Annotated in this window: 21 protein-coding genes and 1 tRNA gene; 8 read left to right on the forward strand and 14 right to left on the reverse strand. The window is 59.0% G+C overall.

Going from position 1 to position 17,576, the window contains the following annotated elements:
- The first annotated feature begins 7 nt into the window (after positions 1–7).
- Positions 8–490 (forward strand): GNAT family N-acetyltransferase, encoded by a 483-nt coding sequence (locus tag ACR1XY_RS02225; protein ID WP_480589572.1) that lies wholly within the window; start codon positions 8–10, stop codon positions 488–490.
- A 47-nt stretch (positions 491–537) separates the two neighbouring features.
- Positions 538–614: transfer RNA gene (locus ACR1XY_RS02230), tRNA-His, on the forward strand.
- Positions 615–716: 102 nt separating this feature from the next.
- On the opposite strand, the gene ACR1XY_RS02235 is transcribed toward ACR1XY_RS02230, so the two are convergent.
- The 10 genes from ACR1XY_RS02235 to secG all read right to left on the reverse strand — a co-directional run bounded on the left by ACR1XY_RS02235 (position 717) and on the right by secG (position 8,952).
- A complete protein-coding gene (locus ACR1XY_RS02235) occupies positions 717–1,523 on the reverse strand; it encodes an ABC transporter permease (protein ID WP_480589573.1) in 807 nt (268 codons plus the stop codon).
- Positions 1,520–2,407, reverse strand: coding sequence for an ABC transporter permease (locus ACR1XY_RS02240; RefSeq protein WP_480589866.1), 888 nt, complete (start codon positions 2,405–2,407; stop codon positions 1,520–1,522). The genes ACR1XY_RS02235 and ACR1XY_RS02240 overlap by 4 nt, the downstream gene beginning before the upstream one ends.
- Before the next feature lie 69 nt (positions 2,408–2,476).
- Positions 2,477–3,190, reverse strand: a complete 714-nt coding sequence (locus tag ACR1XY_RS02245) for a transporter substrate-binding domain-containing protein (RefSeq protein ID WP_480589574.1) — start codon at positions 3,188–3,190, stop codon at positions 2,477–2,479.
- Between the two features lie 33 nt (positions 3,191–3,223).
- Positions 3,224–4,000 (reverse strand): ABC transporter ATP-binding protein, encoded by a 777-nt coding sequence (locus ACR1XY_RS02250; RefSeq protein WP_480589575.1) that lies wholly within the window; start codon positions 3,998–4,000, stop codon positions 3,224–3,226.
- Positions 4,001–4,146: 146 nt separating this feature from the next.
- The gene (locus ACR1XY_RS02255) at positions 4,147–4,869 is read right to left on the reverse strand and encodes a phosphate/phosphite/phosphonate ABC transporter substrate-binding protein (protein ID WP_480589868.1); all 723 of its coding nucleotides are present in this window, start codon (positions 4,867–4,869) and stop codon (positions 4,147–4,149) included.
- Positions 4,870–4,874: 5 nt separating this feature from the next.
- Complete coding sequence (locus ACR1XY_RS02260) at positions 4,875–5,312, reverse strand: tellurite resistance TerB family protein (RefSeq protein WP_475210207.1); 438 nt, start codon at positions 5,310–5,312, stop codon at positions 4,875–4,877.
- Positions 5,313–5,332: 20 nt separating this feature from the next.
- Positions 5,333–5,782, reverse strand: a complete 450-nt coding sequence (locus tag ACR1XY_RS02265) for a tellurite resistance TerB family protein (protein ID WP_480589870.1) — start codon at positions 5,780–5,782, stop codon at positions 5,333–5,335.
- Between the two features lie 122 nt (positions 5,783–5,904).
- Positions 5,905–6,678 (reverse strand): isocitrate lyase/PEP mutase family protein, encoded by a 774-nt coding sequence (locus ACR1XY_RS02270; RefSeq protein ID WP_480589576.1) that lies wholly within the window; start codon positions 6,676–6,678, stop codon positions 5,905–5,907.
- 103 nt (positions 6,679–6,781) lie between these two features.
- Positions 6,782–8,425, reverse strand: a complete 1,644-nt coding sequence (locus ACR1XY_RS02275; RefSeq protein WP_480589577.1) for a CTP synthase — start codon at positions 8,423–8,425, stop codon at positions 6,782–6,784.
- A gap of 158 nt (positions 8,426–8,583) precedes the next feature.
- The gene (secG, locus tag ACR1XY_RS02280) at positions 8,584–8,952 is read right to left on the reverse strand and encodes a preprotein translocase subunit SecG (protein ID WP_480589578.1); all 369 of its coding nucleotides are present in this window, start codon (positions 8,950–8,952) and stop codon (positions 8,584–8,586) included.
- A gap of 151 nt (positions 8,953–9,103) precedes the next feature.
- On the opposite strand from secG, the gene nthA reads away from it, so the two are divergent.
- From nthA to ACR1XY_RS02305, 5 genes are all read left to right on the forward strand, one after another.
- Positions 9,104–9,718 carry a nitrile hydratase subunit alpha gene (gene nthA, locus ACR1XY_RS02285; RefSeq protein WP_480589579.1) on the forward strand — a complete coding sequence of 205 codons (615 nt, stop codon included), beginning with the start codon at positions 9,104–9,106 and terminating at the stop codon, positions 9,716–9,718.
- On the forward strand, positions 9,715–10,392 hold the full coding sequence (gene nthB / locus ACR1XY_RS02290; protein WP_480589580.1) for a nitrile hydratase subunit beta: 678 nt from the start codon (positions 9,715–9,717) through the stop codon (positions 10,390–10,392). Before nthA ends, nthB begins: the two co-directional genes overlap by 4 nt.
- The gene (locus ACR1XY_RS02295) at positions 10,389–10,727 is read left to right on the forward strand and encodes a nitrile hydratase accessory protein (protein WP_480589581.1); all 339 of its coding nucleotides are present in this window, start codon (positions 10,389–10,391) and stop codon (positions 10,725–10,727) included. Before nthB ends, ACR1XY_RS02295 begins: the two co-directional genes overlap by 4 nt.
- A 211-nt stretch (positions 10,728–10,938) precedes the next feature.
- The gene (locus tag ACR1XY_RS02300) at positions 10,939–12,234 is read left to right on the forward strand and encodes an adenylosuccinate synthase (RefSeq protein WP_480589582.1); all 1,296 of its coding nucleotides are present in this window, start codon (positions 10,939–10,941) and stop codon (positions 12,232–12,234) included.
- Positions 12,234–12,476, forward strand: a complete 243-nt coding sequence (locus tag ACR1XY_RS02305) for a DUF2842 domain-containing protein (protein ID WP_480589583.1) — start codon at positions 12,234–12,236, stop codon at positions 12,474–12,476. The genes ACR1XY_RS02300 and ACR1XY_RS02305 overlap by 1 nt, the downstream gene beginning before the upstream one ends.
- 39 nt (positions 12,477–12,515) lie before the next feature.
- Here ACR1XY_RS02305 and ACR1XY_RS02310 read toward each other — a convergent pair whose 3' ends face one another.
- Both ACR1XY_RS02310 and ACR1XY_RS02315 read right to left on the reverse strand, forming a co-directional pair.
- Positions 12,516–13,076 (reverse strand): N-acetyltransferase family protein, encoded by a 561-nt coding sequence (locus ACR1XY_RS02310; protein WP_480589584.1) that lies wholly within the window; start codon positions 13,074–13,076, stop codon positions 12,516–12,518.
- Positions 13,077–13,259: 183 nt separating this feature from the next.
- On the reverse strand, positions 13,260–14,906 hold the full coding sequence (locus tag ACR1XY_RS02315; protein ID WP_480589585.1) for a hypothetical protein: 1,647 nt from the start codon (positions 14,904–14,906) through the stop codon (positions 13,260–13,262).
- A 121-nt stretch (positions 14,907–15,027) separates the two neighbouring features.
- Here ACR1XY_RS02315 and ACR1XY_RS02320 point away from each other — a divergent pair, with 121 nt between their 5' ends.
- Entirely contained in the window at positions 15,028–15,735 is a 708-nt protein-coding gene (locus ACR1XY_RS02320) for a thiamine diphosphokinase (RefSeq protein WP_480589586.1), read from the forward strand.
- Between the two features lie 33 nt (positions 15,736–15,768).
- Here ACR1XY_RS02320 and ACR1XY_RS02325 read toward each other — a convergent pair whose 3' ends face one another.
- Together ACR1XY_RS02325 and ACR1XY_RS02330 are read right to left on the reverse strand one after the other, a co-directional pair.
- The gene (locus tag ACR1XY_RS02325) at positions 15,769–16,179 is read right to left on the reverse strand and encodes a GFA family protein (RefSeq protein ID WP_480589587.1); all 411 of its coding nucleotides are present in this window, start codon (positions 16,177–16,179) and stop codon (positions 15,769–15,771) included.
- A gap of 22 nt (positions 16,180–16,201) precedes the next feature.
- Positions 16,202–17,575 carry an L-serine ammonia-lyase gene (locus ACR1XY_RS02330; protein WP_480589588.1) on the reverse strand — a complete coding sequence of 458 codons (1,374 nt, stop codon included), beginning with the start codon at positions 17,573–17,575 and terminating at the stop codon, positions 16,202–16,204.
- Position 17,576 lies beyond the last annotated feature (1 nt).

Here is a 17,576-nt window from a genome sequence, read left to right on the forward strand (position 1 = left end):
ATGCGTCATGGAGAACGTTCGGATCAGACCCTTTCGCGCCACAGACACGCCCTGGTTAGTAGAGCAGCACCATCGGCTTTACATGCGGGACGAAGGGTTCGATGCCTCGTTCGGTGCTCTGGTCCAGCGCATTCTGGACGACTTTACCGCCAATCACGATTCGACGCGCGAGCGCGGCTGGATCGCGGAGAAGGCTGGGCAAAGGTTGGGCAGCATCTTCTGTGTCGCGCTGGATGACCAAACTGCAAAACTGCGGCTCTTTCTGCTTCTGCCAGAGGTCCGGGGGCAGGGGGTGGGAAAGCGGATGTTGGATACCTGCATGGGTTTTGCACGCAGTGCCGGGTATACGGAAATGCGGCTGTGGACCCACGAAAGCCATCGGGCGGCTTGTGCGCTGTATCGGGCGAAGGGATGGCAGTTACTGGACAGCAAATCTGTGCATTCGTTTGGGGTCGATCTTGTCGAACAAAGCTGGAGAATTGAGCTTTAATCCTCTTGCATTCCCCCGGCGCGTTCGGTACATCGCCCCTCACGAGTGCCGCCTTAGCTCAGTTGGTTAGAGCGCTGGATTGTGGATCCAGAGGTCCCCTGTTCAAGCCAGGGAGGCGGTACCATCTTCCTCCATCGGCACTTGATACAGCGCGTGTGACGCGCATGGGTTTGCTGTTTCTTTTTTCAGATTGTTCTGGTCCAAGAAACCGGTGGCGCGCCCGTTATCAGCGCGCCAGGTTCAGTCTCAGCTTCATTTTGGTTCGTTTAGCCGCAGGCAGGTGCCGGTTCAAACGCTTATTGACCACACCAAACCCCCAAATGACCACGAGGGTCAGCAGGATGAAGTAGAAAGCCAGAATCGGGTAGGGGATGAACGGGTTGAACGTTTTGTCCGCGAAATAGCCCGCGTAGTACAGCGCATCACCTCGTTGCTGCCACACCGGGAAAGCCGAAAAGAAGACCAGCGTGGTGGCGTGGAACAGGAAGATCGCTTCATTGGTATAGGCAGGCCACGCCAGTCGCAGCATGGTCGGCCAGATGATGCGGCGGAAACGGAACCAGCCGGTCATGCCATAAGCATCTGCGGCCTCGATATCGCCCTTGGGGATCGATCGCAGCGCGCCATAGAAGATCTCACCCGAATAGGCTGCTGTATTGAAGAACAGCACGATCAGTGCACCCAGCCAGGCTGAGGTCAGCGCGTCGAAGAACGGAAAGCTCTGCTTCAGCGACAGGAAGAGGAAGTAGGCAAAGAAGAACTGGATAAACAACGGCGAGCCCCGGAAGAGGAAGATGAACCATTCCGACGGTTTGCGTAGCCATTTGTTCGTGGATGCTTTGCCAAGGGCGAGGGTGGTGGCCAGAAAAAATCCAGTCGCCAGCGCCATTATTCCGAAATAGATGTTCCAGATCATGCCTGAACCGATCAGGGTGAACTGCTCACACAGGGTGAAATCGTTTCGGGGCAGCAGACGTTCGCCAATTCCGACCGAGCGCAAGCCATAGTCTTGGATCGTTTGCAAGCAGCTCATGCGGTGGTCTCCTTGCGCAACATTTCCCCGCCCGAGGTCGCCTGACCGTGAGACAGACGGCGCATCAGCCGTTCAAGACCAATCTCCGACACGCGGGTCATGCCCAGATAGAACACAAGCAGGGCGAGGAAATACCACATGCGCCAGTCGCCATGCGGGTATTGGGTGAATTTAGGGTTCTTGTACCCCCCCAGCTCGCGCGCCCAATAGACGATATCTTCGATGCCGAGCAGGAACAGCAGCGGCGTGGCCTTGATCAGCACCATCCACAGGTTCGACAGGCCGGGCAGGGCATAGACCCACATCTGCGGCACCAGGATGCGCCAGAAGGTCTGGCGGCGGGTCATGCCGTAGGCCTCGGCCGTTTCCAGCTGGGCGTGCGGGACGGCGCGCATACCTCCGAACAGGACGTTGGCCGCAAAGGCGCCGAAAACGATGGAAAAAGTAATAACAGCGAGAAAAAAGCCGTAGGTTTCGTGCACCCATTCCGGGGCGGTCCCCAGCGGCAGTTTGGCAGCCTGACAGACGATGAAGTCATTGCCCTGCCGGATTGGGTCAGTCCATTCCGGGCACAGAACCTTGTGACGGGTCCATTCGAACGCCTGATCCAGCGCGATCACGAAGAACATGAAGAAGGCAATATCCGGCACGCCGCGAACGATGGCGATATAGCCCTTGCCCAACAGGCCGAGCGGCGGGAAATGCGACCGGGCCGCCATGGCGCCCAAAAAGCCAAAGCTCAATGCGACCGGAGCGGTAATCGCAAGCAGTAGCAAAACCTTGAAGAAGGACAGGTAGAACGCCCAATGCACGCCGTTGGTCAGATAGCAGGAGAACCAACGGAACGTGCCGAGCGTTTCGGGATCAGTACAGAACGAGAAGATGGCGGGCCTCTTTGACTGGCGAGGGCTCAGAAGCGGCGCGCCCTAGGGGCAGGCGCGCCGCAGAGTGTATTAGAAGGTCGAGGACACTTCCCACTTGGCGATCAGCTCGTTCAGGCTGCCATCGTCCTTCATTGACTGGATAGCTGCGTTGAACTTTTCTTTCAGCTCACCGTCGGATTCACGAATGCCCATGCCGACGCCACCGCCCAGCGGAACGTCGTCACCTACGAAGATCAGACCCGAGCCATCTTCGCTGAAGGGCACAAGAAAGGACTTGTCCGCCAGAACCGCGTCTGCTTCGCCGTTGCGCACGGCAGCGATGGTTTCTTCGGGAGTTGCAAACTCAACCAAAGTGGCGCCGGTATCCGCAACATAACCAGCCTGAATGGTGCCAGTTTGTGCCGCGATTACACCGCCGGTCACGTCTACACCATCGGACATGGCCAGATAGGCCGACGGATCTGGCGGCGTGTAGTTTTGAGTGAAGTCTATGACCTCATCACGTTCGTCGGTGATCGACATGCCTGCGATGATCGCGTCGTAGTTGCCGGACACCAGATTCGGAATGATCGAATCCCAGTCGTTCTTGACCCATTCGCATTCCAGGCTGGCGCGTTTGCACAGCTCATCACCCAACTCGCGCTCGAAGCCGTCGATCTCGCCCGCGTCGTTGATGAAGTTCCAAGGTGCATAAGCCCCCTCGGTACCCAGACGGATGGTGTCCGCCATAGCCATGCCAGCGCCAAGCGCCAGAGCCGCAGTGGTCAGAATCAGTTTTTTCATTGGATACTCCCCAGTTTGTTTTCTGTCCTGAAGTTAAGCCGCCTTTGTGGCGGAGAGAAAGCCCCGAAGTCGTTCGGATTCGGGGGACGTGAATATATCTTCCGGCAGACCCTCTTCTTCGATCAGGCCCTGATGCAGGAAGACGACATGGCTCGAGATGTCAGCGGCCATTTTCATGTCGTGGGTCACGATGATCATGGTGCGGCCTTCAGCGGCCAGATCCTTGATCACCTTGATGACTTCCTGCTCAAGCTCGGGATCCAGCGCCGAGGTCGGTTCGTCGAACAGCAGCGCCTCGGGCTCCATACACAGGCCGCGGGCGATGGCGGCGCGCTGTTGCTGGCCGCCGGACAGTTGCGCCGGATAGACATCGCATTTGTCACCGATGCCTACTTTTTCCAGGTATTTGCGGGCGCTGTCTTCAACCTCTTTCGGGTCGCGGCCCAGCACGGTGACGGGGGCCTCCATCACGTTTTGCAGGATGGTCATATGGGACCACAGATTGAACTGCTGAAACACCATCGACAGGTTTGTGCGGATGCGCATCACCTGTTTCGGGTCAGCAGGACGGCGGTGGTGCGCGTTGCCGGACCAGCGCACCGGCTCGCCCTTGAACAGAATCTCGCCCTGTTGACTGTCTTCCAGAAGGTTGCAGCAACGCAGCAGAGTAGATTTGCCTGAACCGGACGACCCGATCAGCGAAACAACATCCCCGCGTCTTGCTGTGATATCGACGCCTTTCAGCACTTCCAGATTGCCGAAACTCTTGTGGAGATTGTTGATTTCGATGACGGGAGTGGAATCTGTCACGGATGGCCCATGTGTTGTCTGTGTTGGTGCGGTACTAGGGCTTAAAAATCGGGGCAATGCAATGCGCAATTGACATCATCGGGGGCTGAAACGGCCAAATTGACCATAGGTATTGACCAAATCGGTCAGCAAGCAAGCCCGGTTGTCTAAACCTGAGACGGATTTGGAACCGACAGGTAGTCACCCGCCGGGATGTCGATCAGACCGCGAAGATGAAGCAATTCGCGATCTGGCTGTGGCAGGTCGCCAATCGCGGCGCGAACGGCACGGGCGATTGCAGCGGCGTCCTGGCCCGTGGCGGTGATATAGGGCAGGGCGGGTGTCGGGACCGTGTTTCCGGCTTCGCGCAGTACCGCGCCAAGGTTGGTGTGTGCCTTGAGCAGTTCCCAAGTCAGCGCGTCCAGAGCGGCGAAATCTGCCTTACCTTCTGCGACTGCGTATGCCGATTGCGCATGGCCACCGGTTGCGATGATGGCGTTGGGTTGCTGGCCGCGCGTTTCAAGATGAACCATCGGCGCCGCCCAGCCCGATTGTGACAGATTCTCGTTATAGGCAAAGGTGCCCCTCGCCAGCTGACCAAGATCGCGGGAGTCATCCTGACGAGAAACAAAAATGGATCGGTAATAGCCGGGCGGGCAGCCTGCCAACCCGTAGTCGGGCGTTCCGACTAGTTGAACCTTGCCGTGAAGGCGGGTGCGATAGGGCATTCCGCAGGTCTGGGCAAAGGTCAACTCGGGGTTCAGCCAGACGTGCCAGACATCCGTATCTCGGGTCAGGTGGTCGGGGCCATACCCAAGGTGGTTTCGAATCAACGTCCAGAACCGGTCATTCGCCGGTTGCAGCGCGGGCATGTCATACATGCCCAGCATCGCGATCACGATTTGGCAGCCTTTTGGCGGGCCAGAGCAGAATCCACGTCGCTGACGCCCAACAGGCTGACCACTAGTCGCAACAGCGAGTCTTCCTCGCCGGTGCGGTGCCCGTCGGCAAGTGCAACTGACCACATCGCCTGCACCACGGCGAGCCGGTCGTCATAGGCAATGGCTTCCTTGATCGCGCGGGTAAAGCGGACTGTGTCGGGGGCTTCGGCCTCAAGATCCTCGGCCCGGGCGCGCAGGGCGGCGGCCTCGAACGGAGACAGACCATAGCGTTCGGCGGAAATCTTGTCGATTCGGGCCATCTCGGTGTCGGCATAGTCGTTGTCGGACCGCGCAATGCGCACCAGCAGGGCCGTCAGGGCAAGGCGGGCATCATCATCGGCAAGCGGATCGGGGGCGGGCTGTGTCAGCCGGGCCAAAAAATCACTGAACATGAATTAGATATAGAGGGGGACTAACGCTCTTCCAAGCGCCTTTGCACCCGTTCACGCGCGGCTTGGCTGTCGTTATAGCTCAGCCCCATGGCAACACGCGCCTCTTCCACGATCTTCATTTCGCCCTCGTCGGAATTGCCATCGGCCAGAACAACCTCCCACAAGGCGTCCAGCGCGGCCAGACGTTCGTGCAGGTCGGTGGTTTCTCGGATCAGCTTGCCGAACGTGTCGGTGTCGGGCGCGGCTGCGTGCAGCTTTTCACAGGTGGCGCGGACCTTGGCGGCCTCGATCGCATTATGCTGATACAGCCGGGCAAGGATACGGTCGATCAGGCTGATTTCCTCAAGCTTATAATCCCGATCCGCCTGCGCCACGCGCACCATAAGCGCCCCCAGCGCCAGTTCGGCATCCGGGTCAGCAAGGGTGTCGTGTTGCGGTGGGCGAAAAGCCTGCAAGAACTTCTTCAACATGCCGTGAGGATATTCCATATTTTGTAGCCCGCCAAGCGCGGACTACCTGTCATAGCAGCAAATTAGAGGTGGGTTTCCCAAAGCGGCAAAAACACGCTGAGCATGATCCCCGGGCGAAAGGATCAACCGGCCTGAATGGCCTGTTTCGCCTGCTCTTGCAGCCATCCCAGCATCAGCCGATACGGAACGGGGCCATAGCTGATCCGTGCCACACCCAACCCGGCTAGAGTGGCCGTATCGGGCGTGCCGGGAAGGGCGATTATGTTGACCGGCAGGATGGTCGATTCGCACAATCTTGCGATCATTGCCTCGTCCTTCAGTCCCGGCGCAAAGAAGCCGCTGGCACCGGCATCGGCATAGGCTTTGGCCCGGGCAATCGCCTCGTCTAACATGGCGTCGGAGTGGGTTTCCGGCTTGGCCTTCAGGAAGATATCCGTGCGGGCGTTAATAAAGGCGGGAATACCGGCGGCATCGCAGCCTTCGCGCATGGCCCTGACGCGGGCTTCCTGCGTTTCAATGTCATAGAGGTTGCTGGTGCCAACAATCTGATCTTCGAAGTTGAAGCCGATTACACCGGTCTCCAGCGCGCGCTGAACATTTGCGGCTACGCCCAGCACATCCTCGGTATAAGCCCCTTCGAAATCCAGCGTCACCGGCAGATCAACCGCCGCGACGATCCGGCGCGCGTTGTCCAGGGCGGTATCTATTGGGATATTCTGGCCATCACCGAACCCTTGCGCCATCGCGACCGGAGCGCTGCCAGTTGCAATCGCCTTGGCCCCGGCATCACGCACAGCACCGGCACTGCCTGCATCCCAGATGTTGTAAAGAATGACCGGCTCGCCCTTTTTGTGCAGGGCTGCAAATGTCTCCGCTTGGGTGATCTGACTGGTCATGGACGGCCTCCTGTCGCTGGGTTGCGGACAGTTAACCGTGGAAAGGACGGGCGCGTATAGGTTTTTTTGCACCCGCCGTCACATTGCGGTGACTGGTTCGCGATCAGACCAGTCTCGAACTGTCCTTCGCAGCGCGCACGAAGTCGCGGAACAGGGGGTGCGGATCGAACGGTTTGGACTTGAGTTCCGGGTGATATTGCACACCGATGAACCACGGATGATCCGACCATTCGACTATTTCCGGCAAACGCCCGTCCGGCGACATGCCCGAGAAGTTCAGGCCCGCCTTTTCCAACTTTTCTCGGTACTTGATGTCGACCTCATAGCGATGACGGTGGCGTTCTTCGATCTGAGTGCCGCCATAAACCTCGGCCACTTTCGAGCCGTCGGTCAGCACCGCATTGTATGCACCCAGACGCATGGTGCCGCCTTTGTCGTCGCCCACTTTGCGCTCGACCTTGTGGCTGCCCTGTACCCATTCCTTCAGGTGATACACGACTGGTTCGAAGCGTTTCTTGCCGGCTTCGTGGTCGAATTCCTCGGACCCCGCTTCCGCGATGCCTGCGACGTTGCGGGCAGCTTCGATCACCGCCATCTGCATACCCAGACAGATTCCCAGGTAAGGCACTTTGTGCTCGCGGGCGTATTGCGCAGCCTTGATCTTGCCCTCGGTGCCGCGCTCGCCAAACCCACCAGGTACGAGGATTGCATGGAAACCTTCCAGATGCGGTGCAGCGTCTTCGGTGTCGAAAACCTCGGCATCGACCCACTCGACCTTGACCTTGACCCGGTTGGCCATACCGCCATGAGTCAGCGCCTCGGCGATCGACTTATAAGCGTCTTCCAACTGGGTGTACTTGCCGACGATGGCCACCTTCACTTCGCCTTCGGCGTTGTGGATACGGTCGCTGACGTCTTCCCATTTGGCCAGGTCCGGTTTGGGGGCCGGGCTGATCTGAAACGCGTCCAGAACCGCCTGATCCAGACCTTCGCGATGATAGGCCAGCGGGGCATCGTATATGGTGCTCAGGTCTTGCGCCGCAATCACACTGTCGGGGCGGACGTTACAGAACAGGGCCAGCTTATCGCGCTCTTTCTTCGGGATCGCACCTTCGGACCGGCAAACCAGAATATCGGGGGCCAGGCCGATCGAACGCAGCTCTTTTACCGAGTGCTGGGTCGGCTTGGTTTTCAGTTCTCCGGATGCCTTGATGTAGGGCAGCAGCGTCAGGTGCATAAAGATGCACTGCCCGCGCGGCTTGTCCTGGCTGAACTGACGGATGGCTTCGAAGAAGGGCAGGCCCTCGATGTCGCCGACGGTGCCGCCGATTTCACAGAGCATGAAATCGACTTCATCTTCACCAATGGCGATGAAATCCTTGATCTCGTTTGTGACGTGCGGGATCACCTGAATGGTCTTGCCCAGGTAATCGCCGCGGCGCTCTTTCTCGAGCACGTTCGAATATATCCGCCCCGAGCTGACCGAGTCGGTCTTGCGCGCCGCCACTCCGGTGAAACGCTCATAGTGCCCAAGGTCCAGATCGGTCTCAGCGCCATCGTCGGTGACAAACACCTCGCCGTGTTCAAATGGCGACATTGTGCCCGGATCGACGTTCAGGTAGGGGTCCAGCTTGCGCAACCGCACCGAATATCCCCGGGCTTGCAACAGTGCTCCCAAGGCCGCCGATGCCAGTCCTTTGCCCAAGGACGAAACCACACCACCAGTGATGAAAATAAAACGCGCCATGTTTTCGGCTGCTCCCGTGAGACGTCAAAATCAGCTGCCCGGCGGCTCCGAAAAACCGCTGCATCACGGGACTTCACGTATAAAGGATTCGCGCGCATAGCGCAAGAGAACCGCAAGATGCTGTTGCAGCCCTCTTTCAGATTTCTAAGTGTAGTGAATCAGTCGGCCTGAGGGATCAGCGGCGCATTGTCGCCCTGAGCCGGAGGCAGAAGATCATCCGCCGACGGGGTTGTTGCCGGTGTGCTCTCTTCGGTCGCTGCCGGGGCAGGAACGCCCAGACGGTCGATCACCGAGCTGCCCGAGGATTTCTGCGCCGCCAGAATTGTCAGCGTGATCGAGGTGACGATAAAGCACGCCGCCAGAATCCATGTGACTTTCCCCAACGCGGTTGCCGCCGCGCGGCCTGTCATGGCGCCACCGCCGCCACCGCCCATACCCAGGCCACCGCCTTCGGACCGCTGCATCAGAACAACGGCGATCAGGCCCAGAGCCAAGAGAAGGTGGATGATGAGAACGACGTTTTCCATGGTGGTCCTGTACAGCGTGGCGTGTATCGCGTGGTACTTATGCAAGTTTGCCAGCGGGGGCAAGGGATGAGTTCGCATCATAACATGTGATGGGCCATATCACATCAAAGAGACTGGACAGGTGGGCAATTGCTGACGCAGGCTGCGACCCATGCCGCATGACGATCCCGAACACCCGCACGCCTTGTTGCCGCCTGACCCTGCGCTGCGCGTCAAGGCGCTTGAGACGATTCTGACCCGCAAAGGGTTGATCGACCCGGCTGCGTTAGATGAGATCATCGACACCTATCAGAACAGGATCGGTCCTCAGAACGGCGCGCGTGTCGTTGCAAAAGCATGGGTAGATCCGGAATTCAGGAAAGCTCTGCTGGCAGACGCAACACCGGTTGTCGCTGATCTCGGATTCTACGGCCGTCAGGGCGAACATATCGTTGCCGTGGAAAACACGCCCGACTTGCACAACATGGTCGTCTGCACCCTGTGCAGTTGCTACCCTTGGCCTTTGCTGGGTATCCCGCCGGGTTGGTACAAGTCCGACGCATATCGGGCCCGCGCCGTGCGAGAGCCGCGCAAGGTTCTCGCCGAATTTGGGGTAACGCTGCCGCCCGAGACGGCTGTTCGCGTCTGGGATTCAACCGCCGAAATTCGTTATCTGGTGCTGCCCATGCGCCCCGAAGACACCGATGGGCTGGGCGAGGATGATCTGGCTGCTCTCGTTACCCGTGACAGCATGATCGGCACGGGCCTGCCCGGGGTTCTCTCGTGACTCGTGTGCACGATATGGGCGGCCGCTTTGGCGATGGCGCGGTAAAGCCCGAGGCTACAGATGCTCCGGTCTTTACCGAGGACTGGCACAAACGGGCGCTGGCGGTGACGTTGGCCGCCGGGTTTCTGGGGCAATGGAATATCGACGTCTTGCGCCATGCGCGCGAAAGATTGTCGCCCAAGGACTACGCGCGGTTTTCCTATTATGAAAAATGGATATCGGGCCTTGCTGATCTGCTTGTGGAATCGGGTGTTCTGACTGTGGATGATCTGTCCGGGGCAAGTTCGGACGATGTGCATCCATTGTCGACCCGCGTTCTGAAAGCCGAATCTGTTGCTGCGGCCCTTGCCAAGGGCGGGCCTGCAGATCGGTCGTCAGATATACCTGCGCGGTACGAGCTTGGGCAGAGTGTACGCACCCTGCACCCGGCCGCCAATCGACTGGTTGATGGCGGGCATACGCGCCTGCCGATTTACGCATCTGGTGCGATGGGGAAGATCATGCGGCGGCACGGCACGCATGTGCTGCCGGACTCGAATGCGCACGGGTTTGGCGAGGCACCAGAGCCGCTCTATGCGGTAGTCTTTCCTGCTTCGGAATTGTGGGCGGACCCGGAAAACCCAAAGGACGAAGTCGTACTGGACCTTTGGCAAAGCTACCTGGAACCTGCATGAACGATTGCGCCAATTATTCCGCACCTGAACCTGTTTTTGCCGAACCTTGGCACGCCCACGTGTTCGCGGTAACCGTGGCCTTGAACGAGGCTGGGCGCTTCGATTGGCCCGACTGGGCCGCACGTTTTTCGCAGACGCTAAGGCGCCACGGGCTGGAACGGGATCTGGACGGAGGCAACGACTATTTCCATGCGTGGCTGGTCACTCTCGAGCAGTTGCTAGACGAACTGGGCGCAGCGGTTGCGGGGGAAGTCGTGCACTATAGAAATGCGTGGGAAGAAGCTTACCTGACAACACCTCATGGGAAGCCCGTGCGTTTGGCCACAAGCGGTTAGGGGGCTGCCCCCGCAGCACTTCCCGGGCGACTCTGCCGGGATATTTTGGGGTCAGATGAACTGGGTGTACTTTATTCATCTGGCCAATAGTGTCCCAGCCCGTGGCACCATGCGCAGCGCGGTTCCTATCTGCGGCGAAATACCGGTTTCCCTGTCGCTTTGTCCTCGTTATACGAGCCGAGTTTGGTAATTCAGCGCAAAAGGACCGGATATGGCCAATGTGGTTGTTGTCGGCGCCCAGTGGGGTGACGAAGGAAAAGGCAAGATCGTCGACTGGCTCAGCGAGCGAGCGGACGTGATCGCGCGTTTTCAGGGCGGGCATAATGCCGGTCATACGCTGGTCATTGACGGTGAGGTCTATAAGCTGCATGCGCTGCCCTCGGGCGTGGTGCGCGGTGGCAAGCTGAGCGTCATCGGAAACGGCGTTGTGCTGGACCCGTGGCATTTGATCAAGGAAATTGGAACCATCCGCGCGCAGGGCGTCGATATCTCGCCTGAAACGCTGATGATCGCCGAGAATACGCCGTTGATCCTGCCCATCCATGGTGAATTGGATCGCGCACGCGAAGAGGCCGCCAGCAAAGGCACCAAGATCGGAACCACTGGCCGTGGCATAGGCCCAGCGTACGAAGACAAGGTAGGGCGCCGGTCTGTTCGTGTCGCTGATCTTGCCGACGAGGCCACGCTTGAGGCCCGCGTGGACCGTGCATTGCAGCACCATGATCCCCTGCGCAAGGGATTGGGGATCGAACCTGTAGACCGGGACTCGCTGATTGCTCAGTTGAAAGAAATCGCGCCGCAAATCCTGCCCTTTGCCGCTCCGGTCTGGAAGGTTTTGAACGAGAAACGCAAGGCGGGCAAACGCATCTTGTTCGAAGGGGCACAGGGCGCGTTGCTGGATATCGATTTTGGCACCTATCCGTTTGTTACCTCGTCCAACGTGATCGCCGGTCAGGCGGCAACAGGTGTAGGTATTGGTCCGGGGTCGATCGATTTCGTTCTTGGCATCGTCAAAGCCTACACGACCCGTGTGGGTGAAGGCCCGTTCCCGACCGAGTTGGACGATGCAGACGGCCAGCGCCTCGGTGAGCGCGGGCATGAGTTCGGCACCACTACCGGGCGCAAGCGTCGCTGTGGTTGGTTCGATGCCTGCCTGGTGCGCCAAACCTGTGCGACCAGTGGCGTGAACGGGATTTCTCTGACCAAGCTGGACGTACTGGACGGGTTTGAGACGCTGAAGATCTGTGTCGGCTATCAGCTGGATGGTGAACGCCTGGACTATCTGCCCACTGCGGCCGATCAGCAGGCGCGCTGCACGCCGATTTACGAAGAAATGCCGGGGTGGAGCGAATCCACAGAAGGCGCGCGCAGCTGGGCTGACCTTCCTGCCAACGCGATCAAATATGTGCGCCGCGTCGAAGAACTGATCGAATGCCCCGTAGCCCTTCTGTCCACCAGCCCGGAGCGGGACGACACCATTCTGGTGACTGACCCGTTTGCTGACTGATGAGTGACGACAGAAAGACCGGCCTCAGCTACAAGGCCCGGCGCCGCTGGTCGCTGGTGCTGCTGTTGATCGGGCTGCCGGTCTATATCGTGGCGGTTGTTACAATTGTGAATTGGCTCGACCGCCCGCCGATCTGGCTGGAACTGCTGGTCTACATCGCTTTGGGTATTGTCTGGGCGCTGCCGTTCAAATTCGTGTTCAAAGGCGTCGGCAAAGAAGATCCGGATCAGCCGCTAGAGTAACAGGTCCGGACGCTGCCCGGAGCGACAGCTTGGGACAGTTCACCCCGGATTCCGATCCGGCCCGGGCCAGCTAAGGATTGCGCGCGCCATTGCGTGGTACTCGCCGGAAATCTCTTCAGCAACGCTGAGCGGGGTAGGCCAGGGAGCGGTCAGAGTTGCCTGAATCTGCCCTGTCACCAGGTTCAGGTCTGCATCATGCTTTGCGGCCAAGCGGCGCATTTTCTGGTTGGTGGCCAGGCAGACCATGTGCACTTCTCGAATTCCGCGGTTCCGGGCTGCTGTTATTATCCGCGAAAACAGAGCATCCCCGATGCCGCGATCCTGCCACGGGGTTTCGACAGTAAAAGCGGCCTCGGCCACATGCGCTTGATTATCCGGCAGAACGCGCAACTCCCCCACGCCGCGCAGATAGGAATCCGGGAAAGCGCCGAAGATCAATGCCGCGTTGCCAAACATATTGGACAAATAGGTCTGGACAAATGCGGCACTGACCGGAGCACCAAATCGTGATGTCAGAGCTTCGGTGTCCAGGCTGTTGAAATGACTCTCTATTTTTGATCTGTCGTATACTCTGAGGCGTCGAATAGGCAGTTCATACATGGTGTGGCCCTTGTTTGAACGGGAGCTGGATAAGCTGTCACCCTACGCCTGACCGTACCATTTTTCTGCGCTGCGGCATAGCGGGCGCGCCTGCAAAAGAAGAAAAAGGGAAAAGCGATACTTTTGTGCAAGAAAAATGGGCCGAAGAAATCTCCGGCCCATCGTCAATTGGTTTAGTTGGGATTAACCTGCGGCGCGCGCGTCATCCGGGCGGAACCCGATCTGCGTCGAGGCTGCGAAACGCCCGCCGCCTGCCTTTTCGATCTTGCCGTCGCGCAGCAACTGACCGAACGAACGCAGGCTTTCCTCACGATTGAATTCATCCTGCTTGAGCGACCGAATCTTGTTCATCAGTTGCGGTCGCGAGAACTGCTCCTGCCCTTCGATGAAGGACAGATAGGCGACCGCCGCTTCCAGCAAATCCGGCAGTGATTGCGCACCTTGTTCCTGAGCGAACTGGGCAAATCCACCTTCTTCCGCAGCACCTTCCTCGTCCTCGGTCTCGGATGTCACGCGACGGGGGGTCACTGGTCCGGCATCCTTGGTCTGGTTGTCAATGCGCTGCTCAGCCACCAGCTTGAGCGGCGCCGATGTATCATTGGTCGGGCGTTTGCTGGTGACTTCAACTTCTGGACGGCGCGGGCTGACGACCGAGGACAGATCGCCGCGGTAGTCTTGATCACCATCCTTCTGATCGGTCTGACCTTTTTCACTGCGTTCGGCCTCGGTTACCGCAACCGCTGCACGCAACTGAGAGTAGGCTTCGCGATTGTTGCTTGTGTCCGGGTTGTCCAGATGCTCGCCGACCTTGTCCATCAGGCGCGAAACATCATGTTCCAAGTCCGGCTTCTCTGCGCCCGAGGTGCCGGCACTATCGGCCAAGATGGATTCCACACTGGAAATCTCATCCAGCAGAAGGATCTCGTCCTTTTCCGTCATGACACCTTCAGGAGTGGCCTCAACGGGGTCTGCGTCAGCGCCGGCATCGCTGAGTATGTTGGTCACCTCATCGCCTTCGGGTTCGCTCTCGTCGCTCTCGTCGAGATCAGAGAACAAGGCATCCGGTGCGGTCGCTTCATCTTCGACTTCTTCCTCTATTGCCACAGCCGGAGTTTCGGGTTGGGTTTCCAGAGCTGGAGCGGCAGATTCTTCGACCTCGCCCTCGACTTCAACGGCCGAGAACTCCGGTTTGATTGCCAAGGGCCGAGCGGCTGGCTCTTCGGCCTCTGACATTGCCGGTTCAGCTTCGGATGTTTCGGAAAGTGCGTCGACCTCTTCGGTGGTTTCCAGATCGGTCGGGTTCAGCGAACCGGCCGCAAAAGCCGCGGCGACCGCGTCTGACGGACCAGCCGTGCTTTTCATCAGGGCCGTTTCCTCGTCCTCGGTGTAAATGACCGAGTTTTCCTCGGAATGGGATACGACGGCGCGGATGCGCTGTAGCTTGGCGGCGATGCTGTCACCGGCAGGGGGAGGCGCGTCCTCGACGGCTTCGGCGTCGGTGAACACGGGGTGAGTGGGGGGCGAGGGGGGGGGAGTGTTGATAATGTTAAGGTCCGGCGTGTTGGTTGCGGGTTCGTTTGTGGCACGGATCAGCAGGCCAGCGTCGCTCTGGCTGGCTTCGACCTTGCGGGACGCGTCGCGCTGCGCGATTTTCGTCAGCATTTCTGTGTCAGGTTGCGGAGGTTCAGAACCGAAAAACCGATCATCGGCGGCAAGATCGCGAAAGTATTCCGTAATCGCTTTCATCGTCTCAAAGGAATCGTCAAAACCTTCTAAAGTGCACGAGAAGGTTCCATAGGAGACGGTTAATACTTTGTTATTCTGTACCATCAGACGCACGTCCTTTACAAACTACAAGAGCCATTCACCCGGCGAAGGGCACACCCATGGCTCGCAACTCTCAGCATGAACCTATCATTTTGTGGTCTCAATGTGTCCAAATCCGGGAAAAATGATCAATCTTCAAAAAAATATCCAAATTGTGCTCTCTGAGGCGCCAATCGGGCTGGTCGGGGGTGGTGAAATCGGTCCCGACGACCTGAATCTGATGCTTGTTCGCGTCAATACTGTCGTGGCAGCGGATGGCGGAGCGATTCCAATTTTGGATTCGGGGCGGATGCCGGACGCGGTGATCGGTGACTTTGATTCGCTGAGCGGCACGTATCTTGACCGGATACCCGCAGACCGCCTGTTTCCGATACGTGAACAGGACAGCACGGATTTCGACAAGGCCCTGCGCAGCATCGACGCCCCCCTTGTGCTGGGGATCGGGTTTCTCGGCGGTCGGCTGGATCACCAGATGGCAGTGCTCAATGCTCTGGTACGGTTGCGGGATCGGCCGTGCATCCTGTTAGGAGAGCATGAGGTTGTTTTCCACGCGCCCCCGCAGATCGGGTTAAACCTTACGCCCGGCGATGTGATTTCATTGTTTCCGTTTCAGCGCGTAACCGGCCACTGCACCGGGTTGGAGTGGCCGATCGACGATCTGGTGCTGGAACCGAATGGCCGCGTTGGTACGTCCAACCGGGTCATGGCGGATGTGGAACTGACCGTGGACGGGCCGGGACTGTTGGTGATGGTCCCGCGCGAAGCTTTGGATCAGGTCATTCAGGCATTTCTGTCGAGTCAGACTCGGCGCTGGCCCGCTCGCGCTGATTGATGTCGGGGCAGATCGCCTTGCTGCGGACCGCGCTTAGGGCAGGGGCTGGACCTTGGTATAGTCGGGCCCGATGCAGGTGGGCAGGTCGTCACCCAGTTTCAGCCAGCGCAGCTTTTCCTCATGCGCCACGTGCAACGTGGGTTCCAACTGGCTCGGGTCCTCTAGTGTCGCCACGTACAGGTGCAACACGCCCGACATCGATTGTGAGCGGAATGACATAGGCGTACCGCAGTTCGGGCAAAAGCTGCGCTCGACCCCGGGGGAGGAGTTGAAGGTTTTCGGCGCGTCGCCGGTCCAGCGCCACTGGCCGTCGCGTACGCCGAAATAGGTCGTTATCGGAGCTGCACACTGCCGTCTGCAACTGTCGCAATGGCAGGTGACGCAGGACAGGGTCGGAGGATTAACCTCGTATCGTATGGCGCCGCACAGACAATGACCCCGCATGATATCCCCTCCTTTTATAGCGTCAGCAGTTGGGTACGTTCACCGCCAGGCCACCCAGAGACGTTTCCTTGTACTTTTCGTGCATATCATGCCCGGTCTGGCGCATGGTTTCGATCGCCGCGTCCAGCGGCACGAAATGCTGACCGTCACCGCGCAGCGCCAGCGAGGCGGCCGAGACCGCCTTGATCGCCGCCAGCCCGTTGCGCTCGATGCAAGGCACCTGCACCAGTCCTTTGACCGGGTCACAGGTCATGCCCAGATGATGCTCCAATGCAATCTCTGCGGCGTTTTCCACCTGTTCCGGTGTGCCGCCCATCACGGCGCACAGACCTGCCGCAGCCATGGCCGAGGCACTGCCGACCTCGGCTTGACACCCAGCCTCTGCGCCAGAGATCGAGGCGTTGTATTTGACCAGACCGCCGATGGCGGCAGCGGTCAGCAGGAAATCTTCGATATGGCTTTCCGAAGCACCGGGAACGTGGTCGAGATAATAGCGCAAAACCGCAGGCATCGTTCCTGCGGCCCCGTTGGTGGGGGCAGTGACGACCTGTCCGCCGGCAGCGTTTTCCTCGTTCACCGCCATGGCATAGACGCTCATCCAGTCATTGATGGTGTGCGGCGCGTTCAGGTTCATGCCTCGTTCAGACAGAAGAGCATCGTGAATGCCCTTGGCGCGACGGCGCACATTCAGGCCGCCGGGCAGGATGCCATCGGTTTTCAGGCCGCGTTCGATGCAGTCGTTCATGACTTCCCAAAGGCGTGCAGTACCCTTGGCGAAACTGATCGGGCAGCCGCGCGCGACTTCGTTTTCGCGTTTCATCTGGGCGATACTCTTGCCGCTGGCTTTTGCCATCTCCAGCATCTCTGCCGCCGATTTGAACGGGTAGGGCACGGGCGGGCCGTCATTGGTGTCTTTGCCCTCGGCCAGTTCCTCTTCGGTCAGGACAAAGCCGCCGCCGACCGAGTAGTAAACCTGCCGCAGGATCACATCGCCCTGCGCGTCGGTGGCCATCAAGATCATGCCGTTGGCGTGACCGGGCAGATTGTTTTCATAATCAAAGATCAGATCGGCCTTTGGGTTGAACTGCAGCGTCGGCAACCCTTCGGGCGTCACCGAGTGCGTCTCGGAAATCTCGGCCAGTGCGGCCTCGGCCTTATCATTGTCATAGGTGTCGGGCACAAATCCGGCCAATCCCAGAATGGTGGCACGGTCGGTGGCATGACCGACCCCTGTAAAAGCCAGCGATCCATGCAGCGAGCCGCGTAGCCCCGTAAATTCGAACGGGGACGCGCGCATCATGTCCAGAAAACGCGCGGCGGCCACCATCGGCCCCATGGTATGAGACGAAGACGGGCCGATGCCCACTTTGAACATATCGAAGACAGATAGAAACATG

The organism is Ruegeria sp. AD11(2025), from assembly GCF_056542405.1.